This is a genomic window from Agarivorans sp. QJM3NY_33, from assembly GCF_050870865.2.
GTDB lineage: Bacteria > Pseudomonadota > Gammaproteobacteria > Enterobacterales > Celerinatantimonadaceae > Agarivorans.
On record NZ_CP194039.2, the window covers coordinates 774,387 to 789,999 of the forward strand.

The window sequence follows — 15,613 nt, forward strand, 5'->3', positions numbered from 1 at the left end:
CAATGTAGGAGGGAAAAATCTCTGGTTTGTTGCAAGGCTTAATTATCGGTAAACTAGCGGTTTTTATTGTTCAGTGAGTTTTTCGTGCTTAAGCCTAAGTTGGTTGTGGTTAGTTTGGTTGGTGTATTAGCACTTACCTGTGTTTATGGTGTGTCGGTGGTGGTGGAGCAAAAGGACCAACTCAGTGCGCAGTTACAACAGCAGTTGAGTGTAGCTTTAGATAGCCAAGCAATATTACAACAACGCCTAGCACTCTTGAGTTTAGAGCAAGATACTAGCCTTGCAGAAATTGCGTCGTTAAAACAAAGTCTAAGTGAACGCAACGCCGAAAATTCCGACTTAAACCAAGAGCTGATGGTTTACCGAAAAATTATGGCACCCGAGCAACAAGCTGGTGGCTTGAAAATTGAGCAGCTGCATATCGAACCCACATTAAGTCCTGGTTACTTTCGAGTGCAGTTGTTATTAATGCAGGTGTCGCGTAATAAGCGTTGGTTAAGTGGTGAGGTGGAGTTGGTGGTGGTGGGTAGTCAAGATCAGTTGCCGAACCAATATAGCTTAGCTGATTTACAAACCACGCCCGATCCCTTAAGTTTTAAGTTTCGTTATTTTCAGGAACTAAATACCGAGATTAAACTGCCAGTAGGCTTTTTAGCCGAGCGAGTTGAGTTAAAGGCTAAACTGAAGGGCGATCGTTGGAATAAGGCGGCGGAAATATTATACCAAGAAAACTGGCCATCTTTGGGTAATACTTGAATAAATTACTCGGGTATTGGATAATCTGGCTTAGCTTATATATTTAAGGAATACACCGTGTCAGAACAAGCTGTAACTGAACAGGTCGCGTTTCCAATTCAATTTACCGATGCCGCGGCATTGCGTGTCAAAGAGTTGGTCGCGGAAGAAGAGAATCCTGCCTTGATGCTACGCGTTTATGTTACCGGCGGCGGTTGCTCGGGCTTTTCCTATGGCTTTACCTTCGATGAAAAAGTCAACGAAGGGGATACCTTAGTGGAGAAACAAGGGGTCTCTATGGTTGTCGACTCGATGAGTTTACAATACTTAGTGGGTGGCGTTGTCGATTTTACATCGGGTTTAGAAGGTTCTCGTTTCTTAGTCAATAATCCGAATGCCAGCGCAACTTGCGGCTGTGGTTCTTCATTTAGCATTTAAGTTCGCTAGAAATAATTTAACCGATTGCTTATTTTTTGATTAAGCCACCTTTAGGTGGCTTTTTTGTTTTACAAGCCAAGCCAAGGCTTGTATTGATTTTGTCAGCTCTGTGCATCAAATAATGCCCTAGTCAATACTTACTTGTATACTTTGAGCCTATTTAGACCAAAGACAGGGAGTATTTGATTGTGTCTACAGGCGTAAAGGGTTTTTTGGCCGCTCGTCCTTATTGGCTTTCTATTGTGATTGTTGGCATCGTTGCGCTATGGATGTTTTCTGGTCAAGTCTCTAATTGGGAGCAGGGCAACGACAATCCGCAGCCTCCCATTGAACAAACGACACATCAACTGACTCGAGTCTTGGTTAAAACCTTTCAAGCTCAGCGCATCGAGCGGAACTTGTTGCTATATGGACAAACTGAAGCTAGTCGTCAGAGTACTATTTCTGCAGAGATCTCGGGTCGACTGCTTGAGTTTTTAGTGGATGAGGGCCGACCAGTGAAACAAGGACAAGCCTTGGCTCGGCTCGATATTCAAGATCGCCGTTCTCAGTTATTGCGCGCTGAAGCCTTATTAGAACAGCGCCGGATTGAATACGAGGGTGTCAAAGCTTTAAGTAAAAAGGGCTTTCAAGGGAAAGCGCGAGTCGCCGAAGCGAAGGCTTCTCTGGTTGATGCCCAATCGATGGTGAAAACCCTCACCTTAGCCATCGACAATACTCTATTGCTGGCACCTTATGATGGAATTTTTGATGAAAATATAGTTGAGCAAGGTGCCTATTTGTCGATTGGCGATCCTATTCTTCGCTTAGCCGATACCCAACAACTTCGTGTGCGCACCGATGTGTCCGAGCGCGATATCGGGTTGTTGCAGCTTGGTCAAAGGGCGCATGTGAGCTTGGTTACCGGCGAACAGGTAGAAGGGCTTATCGATTTCATCGCCAGTATTTCTAATCCCAATACCCATACTTTTAAAGTTGAGGTATTAATTGATAATCAGCAGCATCTTTTAAAGGCTGGGGTGAGTGCGAGTGTGCGTTTTCCTTTGCTTGAAGTGGAGGCGATAAAGGTGAGTCCAGCGGTGTTAGCGCTAGATGATGAGGGCAACCTTGGGGTGAAAACGGTGCGCGACTCAGTGGTGCAGTTTGTTCCTGCTCAGCTAGTTCGCTCAGATCCTGATGGTGCTTGGCTATCGGGTTTTAGCGGTGATAATGAGGTGATAGTACTGGGCCAAGGGTTTGTGAGTGCAGGAGATAAAGTAGAAGCGGTCTCTCAGGTTGAGTCGTTGGCGCAACCGGAGGCAAACTAATGCATCGCTTTATCGAGGCCATACTGTCACGCACTCGTACGGTGATCTGCTTGTTGGTATTTTTATTTATTAGTGGCACCGTCACTTATATCAACATTCCTAAAGAGTCGGATCCCGACGTTGAGATCCCGGTTATTTATGTTTCTATCCCGCATGACGGCATTTCACCTGAAGATGCCGAGCGCTTATTACTGCGGCCTATGGAGCAAGCTTTACAGGGTTTAGAAGGTATCAAAGAAATGACCGCAGTTGCCAGTGAAGGCTTCGCTTCGGTCGTTTTAGAGTTTGTGGTTGGGGTTGATATTGACCAAGCTTTAGCCGATGTGCGGGCGAAAGTCGACGAAGCCAAACCGAACCTGCCCGATGGGGGGGAAGAGCCTGAAGTTCATCAAGTTACGCTTGCGACCGAACAGCCAGCGGTCACTGTATTGTTATCGGGAGACTTGCCACAACGAGCCTTGTTAAGCATTGCTCGTGACTTGCAAGATCGAATGGAAGCGATGAAACAGGTGCTGGAAGTGAACATTGGTGGCGACCGCGAAGATTTTTTGGAAGTAATCGTCGATCCTTTGCTGATGGAGTCCTATGGCTTGGATCAGGCCGATATCGGTTCCTTGGTGAGTCGGAATAATCGTTTAGTGACCGCTGGGACTTTAGATACGGGAAGTGGCCGTTTTGCAGTGAAAGTTCCCTCGGTGTTCGAAACTGTGAAGGATTTGATCGATTTACCAATTAAGGTGGATGGCGATCGCATCGTAACTTTTGGCGATGTTGCCAGCGCTCGGCGTACTTTTAAGGATGCGAGCAGCTATGCACGCGTCAATGGAAAACCAACCATCTCCTTGGAGGTTAGTAAACGTCCCGGTGAAAACTTGATCGAAACCATCGAGCAAGTGAAAACCCTGATTGCCGAAGAGCGCAAGCTATGGCCTGATTCGGTGGTGGTGGACTATGCTGGCGATCAATCAAAAGATATTCGGACCATGTTGTCGGACCTGCAAAATAATATTTTATCGGCAGTATTGTTGGTGGTGGTGGTGATTATCGCGGTGATGGGTTTGCGTTCGGCACTGCTGGTGGGGATTGCTATTCCGGGGTCTTTTTTGGCTGGGATCTTGGTTCTGTCGCTGGGTGGGCTCACCATTAATATGGTGGTGCTGTTTTCACTGATTATGGCGGTAGGGATGCTGGTGGATGGTGCCATTGTGGTTACCGAGTTTGCCGATCGGCAAATGAGTGAAGGGGTTCCTCGTCATCAAGCTTATTCTTTAGCATCCCAACGCATGGCTTGGCCGATCATTGCTTCCACTGCAACCACTCTTGCGGCGTTTGCCCCCTTGCTGGCTTGGCCAGGAATTATGGGACAGTTTATGGGGTATTTGCCGCTGACCTTGATTGCGACACTGAGTGCATCATTGGTGATGGCATTAATTTTTGTGCCTTCTTTAGGCAACATCTTTGGTCGCCCACGTAGCTTGAGTCACCAACAACAGCAAGCATTGATTAATGCAGACCTAGGGAAATGGCAGCAACTCACAGGCATGACTGGCTGGTATTTACGTATATTAAACAAGGCGGTAAGTGCTCCTTGGCGGGTTTTATTATTGAGTATTGTAATTGCTGGGGTGGTGCTCTTTACTTATGTGCGAGCCGGTAAAGGTTTAGAGTTTTTTCCCAAGGTTGAACCCGTGGGCTTTAATATTATTGTTCGCTCTTATGGTGATTTCTCGATCGATGAAAAGCTGGAAATCATGAAAAAAGTCGAGCGTCGGATCATCGATATTGAAGATTACGATACACTCTACAATAAGGTTGGTGGCGATCAACTGGGTAATATCCGGGTGAACCTAAAAGATTGGGATCAACGTCGGCCAGCGGAGGAGGTGATTGCCGATATGCAGGCTCGCCTAGCCCCCTTGGCGGGTTTAGAAATTGAATTTCCTCAAGACAAGGCGGGTCCACCCGCAGGCAAGGATATTCAGTTGGAATTGAGTTCGCGTTTTCCAGAACGTTTAGCCCCCATGGCGAAAAAGATCCGTGCACTGATTGATAATAATCCACATCTGGTGAACGCCGAAGATTCTAGCACCAAGCCAGGTATTGAATGGCAGCTGAAGGTGGATCGCGCTAAGGCCGCACGGTTTGGCGCCGATGTGACACTACTGGGCAATACCGTTCAGTTTGTGACCAATGGTTTGAACATTGGTGAATACCGCCCCGATGATGTCGATGATGAACTGGAGATAAGAGTACGTTTCCCTGAAGAAAATCGCAGCATTAGTCGTTTAAGTGAGTTGCGGGTAAAAACCGCCTATGGTCTTGTTCCGATGACCAATTTTGTGTCTTTGGAAGCGAAGCCCAAGCAAGACGTGATCAATAAGGTCGATGGCCGACAAGTACTTACCGTGGGCGCGGATATGGCGGAAGGGCAGAACTTAAGTTTAGAATTGCCTAAATTACGAAAGCAATTGAAGCAATTGCAGCTCGATCCCTTGGTCGATATCCGAGTGCGGGGTCAGAATGAAGATCAACAAGAAAGCATGGAGTTTTTAGAGAAAGCTTTTGTGGTCGCCTTATTTGTAATGGCGCTGATTTTGATTACTCAGTTCAATAGTTTTTATCAGGCATTTTTGATCCTCTCAGCGGTGTTATTTTCAACCGTGGGAGTATTACTTGGCTTGTTAATCGCAGGGCAAGCCTTTGGCGTTATCATGAGTGGCTTAGGGGTGATTACCCTTGCCGGAATTGTGGTAAACAATAATATCGTATTGATTGATACCTATAACGTGTTGCGTGCCCAGGGGCTGCCTGTGCAGGAGTCGATTATGCGAACGGGTGCTCAACGTTTACGGCCAGTGATGTTAACAACTATCACCACGATCTTGGGTTTAATGCCGATGGTGTTGCAGCTGAACATCGATCTGTTTGAGCGAAGCATTCAATTTGGTGCGCCGTCATCACAATGGTGGTCTCAGTTGGCCACTGCGGTGGCTGGAGGCTTAACTTTTGCGACCTTATTAACTTTGATCCTCACTCCATGTTTGTTGATGTTGGGACAAGTTGTGCCGCGGCAGTTGCGGGCTTTGACTGGCCGAGTTAAGCCTGTTAAGGCTGAAGTTCGCTAAGTTGTGCGGCCTAAAGTATCTTGTTAGTTCCAGAGATTCGCGTTACCGACTATAGCGCGAATCGCTTGATATGCTCCCTTCTAAGACACATCTTGAGCTGTAAGATAGTGATGACGATTTTCGTTTTCTCTTGTTTTTCGGTCGGTCGTTTATTTTTTTGCAATATGAGCTTCTGGTTATCCGGATAGGATTTTAATTATCTGCCAGGTAAGATTTGATTCATCAATCGTCATTTGTTTAGGTATTGCCAGCAATACGTCCTGTGCGAAGGCGGAACAATCGTTTAAATTGTAAACCTTAGGTTTGAAAGTTCGCAGATCATCGTGAGTGGAATGTTTGTTGAGTCGCTCTCTATCGCAGTGATTAGAGTGATTATCATTAATTATCAACGTTTTATGAGTTTTCTGATCAACCATGGTTTTCCCAAAGGTGGGTATTCGATTGGTTCCTGTTCGAGGTGTAAAAGTTGTGCTGAAAGGGTCTCCTCACCCATGGTCTCCAAACAACATCCTCAAGGAAAGGTTGTTTTTACCGCCTTACAAAAAGGACTTGGGGAACTGCGTCAGCAAGGTTTAATCAGCCGGGCCTTAAAGGAATGTGGCATGATCTATCAGCGAGTTTCGAATTGGAAAGTGACTAACTAAGCAATTGGTTTTTTATACGCATTATCATGAGTGAGAGGAACCGTGAAAAAAACGACAAAGGCCCTGCTGTGGTCGGCTTTGATTTTTCCAGGTTTGGGCCATTACTACTTAAAAAAATATTTGAGTGGCAGTGTATTACTAGGGCTCGCGCTTGCTGCTTTTTATTATTTGAGCCGTCAGGCAATTCAGAGAGCAACGCAAGTGAGCGAGCAAATTCTTAATGGGAGTGTGCCTTTGGATGCAGCTACGATTGCCAAGTTGGTGACTCAAGCTCCTACGGGAAGCGATGCAGTGATGTTAAATATTGCAACGCTGCTCTTAGGGGCATGTTGGCTGGTCGCGTTACTTGATATTTATCGCCTGCGGCGAAGTTTGTAATTTAGCGATAATGCTCCAACATTTTGTAGTACAGCATACCGATGGCTAAAGCTTGATTGCCAAACCACTCGTTGAGTGGGATCCTAAATTGCTTCATGGCACTAAAGGCGTCAAATTCGCTTAAATGACCACTGATCGCGTTAGCCATGATTTCACCCATGATATGGGAGGTGGCAAGCCCATGTCCGGAGTAGCCTTGGCAATAAAATACATGAGGTGATACTTTGCCTAACTGTGGTATTCGATTGAGCACGATACCCGCAGTACCAGTCCACTCAAACTCGATATCAATGCCTTTTAAGCGGGGGAAAGTATGCTCCAAGGCTGGCCTTAGCTCAGCGGCAACACTTTTTGAGTCTCGTCCAGAATAGTTGGTTCCACCACCAAACATCAGCCGCTTATCTGCGGTTAAACGATAGTAATCAAGAACAAAACGACAATCGTATACGGCGACATCATGCGGATTTATCAACTTCGCTAACTGGTCACCGAGTGGCACGGTTGCCATATTGCCTAAGGAGGCTGGAAACAGCAATCCTCGCAGCTGTTTACGGGCTAGGTGATGATAAGCGTTACCGGCAATTAGCACCGAGTCGGCGTTGATCCGTCCCTGCTCACAGACCACCGTGCAGGGCTCTGCTTCAATAATCTCAAGTACTTTACTGTGTTCGAATATCTGTACGCCTAAGTTTGCAGCAGCATGTGCTTCGCCGATACACAGATTGAGTGAATGTAGGTGCATGTTCCGTTTGTTTAAGAGGCCGCCGTGATAAATCGACGAGCCCAAATAGTCGGGGATCTGTTCGGCATTCAATAATTGCATATCGTCGCCCATTCCGCGTTGTTCTGCCTGTTGAAACATAGCTTGCAATTCAGGGAGATGAGCGGGTTTATAAGCCGTTTGCAGGTGGCCATATTTTAGGTCGCAATCTATGCCGTATTTAGCGACCCGATCTTGAATGATTTGGTGGCCTCGCCAGCGTAAGTTCCAGACGTATTTTTCGGCTTCTTCGCCAATCTGATGACGCAATTGCTTGGTCATGGCTTGATCCCCAGACAGACTGCCGGTGACTTGACCGCCGTTACGTCCGCTGGCTCCCCAGCCAATTTTATTGGCTTCAACTAGCGCCACTTTATAGCCTTTTTCGGCAAGCTCTAGTGCTGTCGCTATCCCCGTAAAACCGCCGCCAATAATTGCAATATCTACTCTTAATTCCCCTGTCAATATGGGGTAGTTGGTTTCATGTTTGATGGTTGCCGAATAATAGGAATTACAGCGAGCTTGAGGCATGACGAAACATCCTTGTGAGTAGCTTTCTATAGTGTGTTGTGCTGTCTATCTAAGTAAAAATCTAACATTGCTTGGGGATGTAAGTAAAATGTAAATAAAAATATAGAGTTTATGCTTGCTTGTTGGTTTTTTTGACTGTGGTTTGGAGTCTTGTTGGTTTAGGCTCGGTGGAATATCTGGCTGACTTTAGCAGTCAGCAATACTGGAGATGGCGTATTCTATGTACTCTGACTAGCTTTGAGGATCCCCTCTCTCTAGGAACAGCACTGGCTTACATTTATTTATGTTTGTGATTGTTGAGGGATAAGCCGAACGGAAGCTGCTAGCATGCTTGGGAGCTCTGAATAGATTGGCGTCTTCCATTCTACTAACTTTAGCCATTAGTTCTCACCTTGCAAAGGCAGCGACTCGTGTTTGCTGCCAAATTGAAATTTATTTTTGCCACGACGTTTCGCTTGATACATGGCTTGATCGGCGATGTGTAATAATTCATCCATGTTGTTAGCATGGTCGGGGAATAGCGCAATACCTAAACTTGCGCCAATCTCGTGGGATGTGGCTGCAACTTCGATGGGCTTAGATAATTTGTTGAGAACTTTGATTGCCATTAGCTCCGCTTCTTGAGGGGGCTCGGTGCAGAGTTCTAATCCTTGTAAAATCATGACAAATTCGTCACCACCAATGCGAGCGATAAAGTCGGTTTTTCTTAAGGTATGCCGCAATCTGTTGGCGGTTGCGGTTAATACTTGGTCGCCGCGGTGATGACCATAGTTATCATTAATGTCTTTAAATTTATTTAAATCGATGAAAATCAGCGCAACGCGACTCTGTTCAGCTTTGGCTTGGTTGATGGCTTTGGCTAACTTTTCTTCTAACTCAAGTCGATTCGGTAAACCAGTTAAGGTATCGATATGCGCCAACTTCATTAACTCATTTTCGGCATTCTTCTCTTCGGTGATATCACGTACCACCCCCATCATTTTTGCTACTTTGCCATTTTTATCGTTCACCACATTGCCCGTTTCTCGGACCCAGTGAATACTGCTGTCGGGCCACACCACTCGATACTCTTCGTCGTGATTTTCGCCAGTTTCGATGCAGCGCTGTTCACCAGCTTTCACTCTTTCTCGGTCTTCGGGATGCACACTATTACAAAACAGTTGGTAACTAGGCTGTATTTCGCCGACTTTATACCCAAACATGGCATAAATTGCATCCGACCAATACAGTTGCTCGGTATTTACATCCCAGTCCCAAGTGCCGATACGGGCAAAGTATTGGCTACGTTTAAAACGTTCTACTTCTTCTGGTTGTGCTCGTCCCAATTGATCTGAGTGGAGTATATATAAGCGGTTACCGTCGGCTTGAATGATCAGTGTCAGTTCAAATTCTAAATGCTCATTTGTGGCTAACAAACCATAGCTTTGACGTGTTTGATTGGCTGCCAAGTGTTCAATGTTGGGAAGAATCGTGCTGATAGCCTGACCAATGGCCTTCGTCTTGATATTTAATAAATGAATGGATGGCTGATTCATATACAGGATCTGGCCCTGCTCACTGGTTAATATTAAACCTTCAGTTAGGCTGGCGAGAATACTTTCTTGACGCAGCTGTTGCTGTTTGAGTTTTCGGTAAGCACCGAAGCTAACAACAAGCAGCAAAGACATTAAACATAGAAATAAATAGGTCATAAACGCTTTATATTCCGTTAGTTAAGACTGCATTTATTGGAAGAGTTATGAACACATATTTTCAGTATGCTGCAGTATACCTGCTTTCTTCATTCTCGTTTTTACGGCTTGTGTGACACTTGCTAGTGAATTATTTGTCCCGTTATGCAAGCAATCTCTCCCTTGTTGAAATGATTGTGCTTATCGATGGACGTCATTTGTGAGCCTCGATTCAACAGCGTTCATGCTGTTGGAAATGACTGGTGAGTTTATCATGCATAAAGCTGCCTAATCGTTCGATGTTATTTACCGAAGGATAGTTGGGGCGCACCACAAAGGCGATTTCTCGATGGGGGCCTTTTTCATCGAGGCGCACCGAGGCCAGAGAAGGGCGATGTTGTACCAAGCTTTCTAAGGCCATTTGTGGCAACAAGGTGGTGCCCATTTTACTGACCACTAATTCGATCAGCGTATTTAGGCTAGTGCCACTGAGGCTATGGCCAGCATCTGATGAGATATTACAGGCCGACAGTACATGATCTTTTAAACAATGCCCTTCTTTGAGCAACATTAAATTAGATTGTTGCATTTCTTTGGCTCTGACCGTGGCTTGGGTGGTCATTTTATTGTCTTTATGAGCGATCCAATAAAAATCCTCTTGCCAGAATGGAAAGTGCAATAAGTTCTGACATGGATAGGGAAGCGCTAAAATCGCAGCATCGAGCTTACCGTTAGTGACTTCCGAGACCAATTGCTGAGACTGATCCTCTATTACGGTGAGTTCTAACTGTGGATAGGTTTCCAGCAACGAAGGCAATACTAAAGGGAGTAGATAAGGCGCAATGGTTGGGATCACGCCAATCGACATTGGCGTGCTTAGTGGGTTTTGAGTGGACTCGACTAGTTTGCCGATGTCGCCCATTTGCAATGAAATTGCTCGCGCTTTCTCTAGTAGTTGTTTTCCCAAGGGGGTGACCAGTACTTTTTTGTTGTCTCGCTCAAATACCTGAAAGCCAAGTTTACGTTCCATATCGGTGATGGCAGTGCTTAAGGCCGATTGAGAGACTGCGCAAGCATCGGCGGCATTCTTAAAATGCAAATGCTGTTCAATGGCTAGCGCGTAATGAATTTGCTTCAAGGAGATCATAGATATACCGCTCTCTATTTAAAATTTGAGTCACCAATACAGCGACCTTCAAGTGATTTGATGATTCACTATATTTTCAAATATTCAATATGCGTTCTAAAAAACAGAAGGTCAACTTCAATTTTTCCAACTGTAACCGAAGCTCGATCCGAGACATTATAGCTTCACTGCCAAGGCGGCAGACCAAATTAACTAATAACAACTCATTATGACTGGAGAAATTAAATGTCTGTAATTAACACTGAAATCAAACCTTTTAACGCAAGTGCTTTTAAACAAGGTGAATTCATCGAGGTAAGTGACGCGGATCTAAAAGGCAAATGGGCGGTCTTCTTCTTCTATCCAGCTGACTTTACCTTTGTTTGTCCAACTGAGCTAGGCGACGTGGCTGACTACTACGACGAATTTCAATCTCGTGGCGTAGAAATTTACTCGGTTTCAACTGATACCCACTTCACGCACAAAGCGTGGCACGATTCTTCAGAAACCATTGGTAAAATCCAATACACCATGATTGGTGACCCAAATGGCGCGATTACACGTAACTTTGAAGTCATGCGTGAAGCACAAGGCTTAGCTGACCGTGGTACCTTCATCGTTGACCCTGATGGCATCATCCAAGCGGTAGAAATCACTGCTGAAGGGATTGGCCGTAACGCTGAAGACTTACTGCGCAAAGTAAAAGCAGCCCAATATGTGGCTGCTCACCCAGGTGAAGTATGTCCAGCTAAATGGAAAGAAGGTGAAGCGACGCTTGCGCCATCTTTAGACCTAGTCGGCAAAATCTAATGAGTAATGATTCGCAGCCTTCGCGAATCAAGACGAGTCGGGGCCAGATGTTCGGCCCTGATAATTATTGAATTTGTTGCTTGAGCCAATAGGGCTTAACGACGCAAACATCAGGAGACTTATTGTGCTTACTCAACAAATCTTAGACGCTTTAAAACAATACACGGCATCCATGCAAAACAGCGTGAATCTTGTGATTCAAACTGGTCAGCATAGTAAACGACAAGAATTAGTGGACTATCTTACTGGGATCAGTGGCGTAAGCGAACAGCTTAGCATTGAACAGCGAGATACCCAGGGCGAGCTTCGCAGTCCACTTAGCTTTACCCTTGAAGCAGATGGAGAAGCCACTGGTATTCAATTTTCAGGTATTCCAGGCGGCCATGAATTTAATTCCTTGGTATTGGCTATTTTACATAGTTCTGGTACGGCGATTCGCTTAGATGAGCGTTTGAAGTCGACCATTGCCAACATCAAAGACAAATTACACTTTGAAGTTTTTGTTAGCCTAAGCTGTCATAACTGTCCTGAAGTGGTTCAGGCATTAAACCAATTTGCGCTGCTGAATCCGAACATTAGCAGTGAAATGATTGATGGTGGTTTATACCCCGATTTAATTAAGACTCGCGACATTCAAGGTGTGCCCTCGGTCTACCTAAATGGTGAATTATTTGCCAATGGTAAGGTGGATGCAGCCGAGCTAGTAGACAAGTTGTTAGCCTTATACCCAGAGGCAGCTAAAGGCAGCGCTGCTGAGGCGCTTCCTTTACAAGATGTCACGGTGATTGGCGGTGGCCCTGCGGGTGCTAGTGCCGCTATTTACAGTGCTCGCAAGGGCTTAAAAGTAACCTTAATTGCCGATCGTTTGGGCGGTCAGGTAAAAGATACTATGGGCATTGAAAACTTAATTTCGGTGTCTAAAACCACCGGCCCTGAGCTTGCAGGTGCCTTACAAGCACATATGAATGATTACGAGATCACCACCAAAGAACATATTCGAGTCACAGAGGTGATAGATCTAGGGGATCGTAAAAAGTTGCTATTGAGCACTGGTGAAGAAATTGAAACCAAAACGCTTATTTTAGCCACTGGTGCTCGCTGGCGTGAACTGGGCGTGCCGGGTGAGAAAGAAAACATTGGCAATGGCGTGGCCTACTGTCCTCACTGTGATGGCCCCTTCTTTAAGGGCAAAGATGTCGCAGTGGTTGGTGGCGGTAACTCCGGTATCGAAGCAGCACTCGATTTAGCCAATATCGTGAAATCGGTCACCGTGTTTGAATTTATGCCTGAACTGCGTGCAGACCAAGTGTTGGTAGATAAGGCAGAAGCTACCGCAAATATTCAAATTCGGCGTAATGTTGCCACCAAACAGGTGCTTGCAGAGAAGGGTAAAGTTACCGCGCTTGAGTATCAAGAACGCGACGGTGGTGAAGTACAGCAGCAGCAGTTACAGGGCATTTTTGTGCAGATTGGACTGGTACCCAACAGTCAGTTTGTCAGCTCGGTGGTCGATACCACGGCGCGCGGTGAGATTATAATTGATGAAAAATGTCAAACTTCGGTCCCCGGGATCTATGCCTGCGGTGATGTGTCTACAGTGCCTTACAAGCAAATTGTAGTGGCTATGGGCGAAGGTGCTAAAGCTTCTTTAGCGGCCTTTGAATACTTACTCACTGCACCTAGTAGTGATGAAGAACAACAAAAACAAGTTGCATAAACACTCATTTCCCTGAGTCTTGGGCTGGCTTTGCCAGTCCTTTTTTTGCGTGAGCAATGGGTAATAAGCAAATCTTTTGTTGAACATTGATTAGCAACTATTGGTGCTATGCAGCCGCGTAATTAAAAGAAACGCAATTGACCTTGGATGGAAAGCAAGCCAATGATAAGCAGATAGATAAATAGCACCACCCAGTTATATGAACGAAAGTAAGAGTGCGGATCAGTTTGATAAATTAAGGTCGAACGATAAACAGTATACCCAGCCGCAATAGAGCACCATGAAATGGCTAAATAATGCCCGGCTTCGATTGCTGTTGGCCATATTTCTAAAACTGAGTTTGCCAGGCAAATGACACCACCAAGCCATATCAGTCGCCCTAATATTTTCATTAAACTCTCCCTCCTTGCTTCGTCACACAACGAGCAACTAACTGATTATTAAACTTTTACTATGTATCAGTAGACTCGGACAATCAATAACAATGATTGACTACTGAATCATGCGAACACTTGTGTAAAGAAAGGATTCAACAAATGTGAAGAAACAATTGTTGATTAATCGGTGAAGCGTATAGAAAAAGGAGGGGAATAAGTGCTGGAGGAACAGCCAGCGAAGCGCCAAGGCCCTTCGCTGGTTTAAGTTTCGCGATGAATCGTCAAACTTAGCTGCCTAACAATAACTTGTCGTCGTCTAGCTCGGTATCATCGTTACGCGCCTTGGCAAACAGTTCTAGTAAGTCTTTTACTTCACTGTTAGCGCGGGTCTCGCCAGATAAATCAAACACAATTTTGCCTTCATGTAGCATGATGGTGCGCGAGCCATAATCCAATGCTTGACGCATCGAATGGGTCACCATCATCACCGTCAGTTGCTTTTCGGCAATAATTTGTGAAGATATATCCATGATCAAGGCCGCCGTTTTTGGATCGAGTGCCGCGGTATGTTCATCCAATAGCAGGATACTGCTGGGTTGCAAGGCCGACATCAGCAAACTTACCGATTGTCGTTGACCACCCGATAACAAACCCATTTCGGCATCTAAGCGATTTTCTAGACCTAGATTAAGACGACTCAACTGCTCGCGAAACAATTTGCGCAAGGATGAATTGAGCGCTGTACTCAGCTTGCCACGACTGCCTCGCCCGTAAGCCAAAGCCATGTTTTCTTCAACCGTGAGCGTACCACAGGTGCCGGCCAAGGGATCTTGAAATACTCGGGCAATATCTTTGGTGCGTCCAGTGGCTGGTAGGGAAGTCACATTGCGTTCATCGAAAAATATCTTGCCCTTGTGGGAAGATACGTCTCCAGCAATGGCATTGAGCAAGGTTGATTTACCTGCACCGTTAGAGCCAATCACGGTTACAAATTGACTTTGAGGAATGGTTAAATCGATGCCCCTCAATGCCAGTTTTTCGGTGGGTAAACCGCGATTAAAGGTAACGTGTAAATTTTCACAAAGGATCATTGGTTGGCCTCCTTAGCGCGTTTGGCTTTCCACTCGTTACGTAACTGCGGAAAGATTAAGGCAAGTCCAACTAACACCGCGGTAATCAGGTTTAAGTCGGAGGCGGTGAAGCCAAGGAAATCAGCGTTTAAGGCCATCGATACCGCCACCCGATAAAGTAACGAGCCAACAATACAGCTCAATATAATCACTAACATTGAGCGGCTGGCAAACAAGGATTGACCAATAATCACTGCCGCTAAACCCACCACAATGGTACCAATGCCCATGGTGGAATCAGCAAAGCCGTTGGTTTGGGCGAATAGGCCGCCCGCTAAGCCAACTAAGCCATTGGATAATGCCAAGCCCACATAGACTTTTTCTTTCACCACTATCCCATTGGCTTGTGCCATGCGGGGATTAGCTCCGACTGCACGCATGGCTAGGCCATATTGGGTATTTAAAAACCAAGCGACAGCGATGCCAGCAAGTACCGCGCATACTGCGACAAAAATCACCTTGAGATACATGTTATCCAGGCCCAAACCTTCAAAAGGTGTGAGCACCGTTGGTTCCATAATCAAGGCGACATTTGGTTTGCCCATCACCCTCAGATTAATGGTGTATAGGGCGGTCATGGTAAGAATACTGGCCAGCAAGTGTAAAATGTTAAAACGCAAGTTGAGCCATGCCGTAACTAAACCGGCACAAGCTGCCGCAAGGGTTCCAATGAGTGTGGCGAGGTAGGCATTTACCCCCATCACAATCAGTGAAGCGGTGACTGCCGCACCTAAGGTAAAACTACCGTCTACGGTGAGATCGGGAAAGTCTAAAATGCGGAAAGTCAAATAAACACCGATGGCGACCAACCCGAAGATAAAGCCGATTTCAAGGGTGCCTAAAAATGCAAACATTGACATTATAT

General features: G+C 45.7%; 14 protein-coding genes. 8 read left to right on the forward strand and 6 right to left on the reverse strand.

Going from position 1 to position 15,613, the window contains the following annotated elements:
- The first annotated feature begins 84 nt into the window (after window positions 1–84).
- The 6 genes from ACRRSY_RS03420 (at window position 85) to ACRRSY_RS03445 (ending at window position 6,627) form a co-directional block, all read left to right on the forward strand.
- Window positions 85–756, forward strand: a complete 672-nt coding sequence (locus tag ACRRSY_RS03420; protein WP_432454567.1) for a DUF6776 family protein — start codon at window positions 85–87, stop codon at window positions 754–756.
- Window positions 757–813: 57 nt separating this feature from the next.
- A complete protein-coding gene (erpA, locus tag ACRRSY_RS03425) occupies window positions 814–1,173 on the forward strand; it encodes an iron-sulfur cluster insertion protein ErpA (protein ID WP_432454566.1) in 360 nt (119 codons plus the stop codon).
- A 188-nt stretch (window positions 1,174–1,361) separates the two neighbouring features.
- The gene (locus ACRRSY_RS03430) at window positions 1,362–2,480 is read left to right on the forward strand and encodes an efflux RND transporter periplasmic adaptor subunit (RefSeq protein WP_432460892.1); all 1,119 of its coding nucleotides are present in this window, start codon (window positions 1,362–1,364) and stop codon (window positions 2,478–2,480) included.
- Window positions 2,480–5,605 carry an efflux RND transporter permease subunit gene (locus tag ACRRSY_RS03435; RefSeq protein ID WP_432454564.1) on the forward strand — a complete coding sequence of 1,042 codons (3,126 nt, stop codon included), beginning with the start codon at window positions 2,480–2,482 and terminating at the stop codon, window positions 5,603–5,605. The genes ACRRSY_RS03430 and ACRRSY_RS03435 overlap by 1 nt, the downstream gene beginning before the upstream one ends.
- Window positions 5,606–5,928: 323 nt before the next feature.
- Complete coding sequence (locus ACRRSY_RS03440) at window positions 5,929–6,249, forward strand: hypothetical protein (RefSeq protein WP_432454563.1); 321 nt, start codon at window positions 5,929–5,931, stop codon at window positions 6,247–6,249.
- 42 nt (window positions 6,250–6,291) lie between these two features.
- Window positions 6,292–6,627 carry a hypothetical protein gene (locus tag ACRRSY_RS03445; protein ID WP_432454562.1) on the forward strand — a complete coding sequence of 112 codons (336 nt, stop codon included), beginning with the start codon at window positions 6,292–6,294 and terminating at the stop codon, window positions 6,625–6,627.
- A gap of 1 nt (window position 6,628) precedes the next feature.
- On the opposite strand, the gene ACRRSY_RS03450 is transcribed toward ACRRSY_RS03445, so the two are convergent.
- The 3 genes from ACRRSY_RS03450 to ACRRSY_RS03460 form a co-directional block, all read right to left on the reverse strand.
- Window positions 6,629–7,918, reverse strand: coding sequence for an NAD(P)/FAD-dependent oxidoreductase (locus ACRRSY_RS03450; protein ID WP_432464354.1), 1,290 nt, complete (start codon window positions 7,916–7,918; stop codon window positions 6,629–6,631).
- 380 nt (window positions 7,919–8,298) lie between these two features.
- Window positions 8,299–9,609, reverse strand: coding sequence for a diguanylate cyclase domain-containing protein (locus ACRRSY_RS03455; protein ID WP_432464355.1), 1,311 nt, complete (start codon window positions 9,607–9,609; stop codon window positions 8,299–8,301).
- A 211-nt stretch (window positions 9,610–9,820) separates the two neighbouring features.
- A complete protein-coding gene (locus tag ACRRSY_RS03460) occupies window positions 9,821–10,735 on the reverse strand; it encodes a hydrogen peroxide-inducible genes activator (protein WP_432454559.1) in 915 nt (304 codons plus the stop codon).
- Window positions 10,736–10,960: 225 nt separating this feature from the next.
- On the opposite strand from ACRRSY_RS03460, the gene ahpC reads away from it, so the two are divergent.
- The gene (gene ahpC, locus ACRRSY_RS03465) at window positions 10,961–11,524 is read left to right on the forward strand and encodes an alkyl hydroperoxide reductase subunit C (protein ID WP_432454558.1); all 564 of its coding nucleotides are present in this window, start codon (window positions 10,961–10,963) and stop codon (window positions 11,522–11,524) included.
- 124 nt (window positions 11,525–11,648) lie between these two features.
- Window positions 11,649–13,241: an alkyl hydroperoxide reductase subunit F gene (gene ahpF / locus ACRRSY_RS03470; protein ID WP_432460896.1), complete on the forward strand. Its 1,593-nt coding sequence runs from the start codon at window positions 11,649–11,651 to the stop codon at window positions 13,239–13,241.
- Between the two features lie 122 nt (window positions 13,242–13,363).
- Here the strand turns inward: ahpF and ACRRSY_RS03475 are convergent, their stop codons facing one another.
- The 3 genes from ACRRSY_RS03475 to ACRRSY_RS03485 form a co-directional block, all read right to left on the reverse strand.
- Complete coding sequence (locus tag ACRRSY_RS03475) at window positions 13,364–13,633, reverse strand: hypothetical protein (RefSeq protein ID WP_432454556.1); 270 nt, start codon at window positions 13,631–13,633, stop codon at window positions 13,364–13,366.
- Between the two features lie 272 nt (window positions 13,634–13,905).
- The gene (locus tag ACRRSY_RS03480; RefSeq protein WP_432454555.1) at window positions 13,906–14,709 is read right to left on the reverse strand and encodes an ABC transporter ATP-binding protein; all 804 of its coding nucleotides are present in this window, start codon (window positions 14,707–14,709) and stop codon (window positions 13,906–13,908) included.
- A complete protein-coding gene (locus tag ACRRSY_RS03485; protein ID WP_432460898.1) occupies window positions 14,706–15,608 on the reverse strand; it encodes an ABC transporter permease in 903 nt (300 codons plus the stop codon). Before ACRRSY_RS03485 ends, ACRRSY_RS03480 begins: the two co-directional genes overlap by 4 nt.
- Between the last annotated feature and the right edge of the window lie 5 nt (window positions 15,609–15,613).

What these genes read in the sequence shown, in the direction of transcription:
- ACRRSY_RS03435 (WP_432454564.1), top strand. Translation starts at nt 2,480, where the DNA reads ATGCATCGCTTTATCGAGGCCATACTGTCACGCACTCGTACGGTGATC.
- ACRRSY_RS03450 (WP_432464354.1), bottom strand. Translation starts at nt 7,918, where the DNA reads ATGCCTCAAGCTCGCTGTAATTCCTATTATTCGGCAACCATCAAACAT.
- ACRRSY_RS03455 (WP_432464355.1), bottom strand. Translation starts at nt 9,609, where the DNA reads ATGACCTATTTATTTCTATGTTTAATGTCTTTGCTGCTTGTTGTTAGC.
- ACRRSY_RS03460 (WP_432454559.1), bottom strand. Translation starts at nt 10,735, where the DNA reads ATGATCTCCTTGAAGCAAATTCATTACGCGCTAGCCATTGAACAGCAT.
- ahpC (WP_432454558.1), top strand. Translation starts at nt 10,961, where the DNA reads ATGTCTGTAATTAACACTGAAATCAAACCTTTTAACGCAAGTGCTTTT.
- ACRRSY_RS03475 (WP_432454556.1), bottom strand. Translation starts at nt 13,633, where the DNA reads ATGAAAATATTAGGGCGACTGATATGGCTTGGTGGTGTCATTTGCCTG.
- ACRRSY_RS03480 (WP_432454555.1), bottom strand. Translation starts at nt 14,709, where the DNA reads ATGATCCTTTGTGAAAATTTACACGTTACCTTTAATCGCGGTTTACCC.
- ACRRSY_RS03485 (WP_432460898.1), bottom strand. Translation starts at nt 15,608, where the DNA reads ATGTCAATGTTTGCATTTTTAGGCACCCTTGAAATCGGCTTTATCTTC.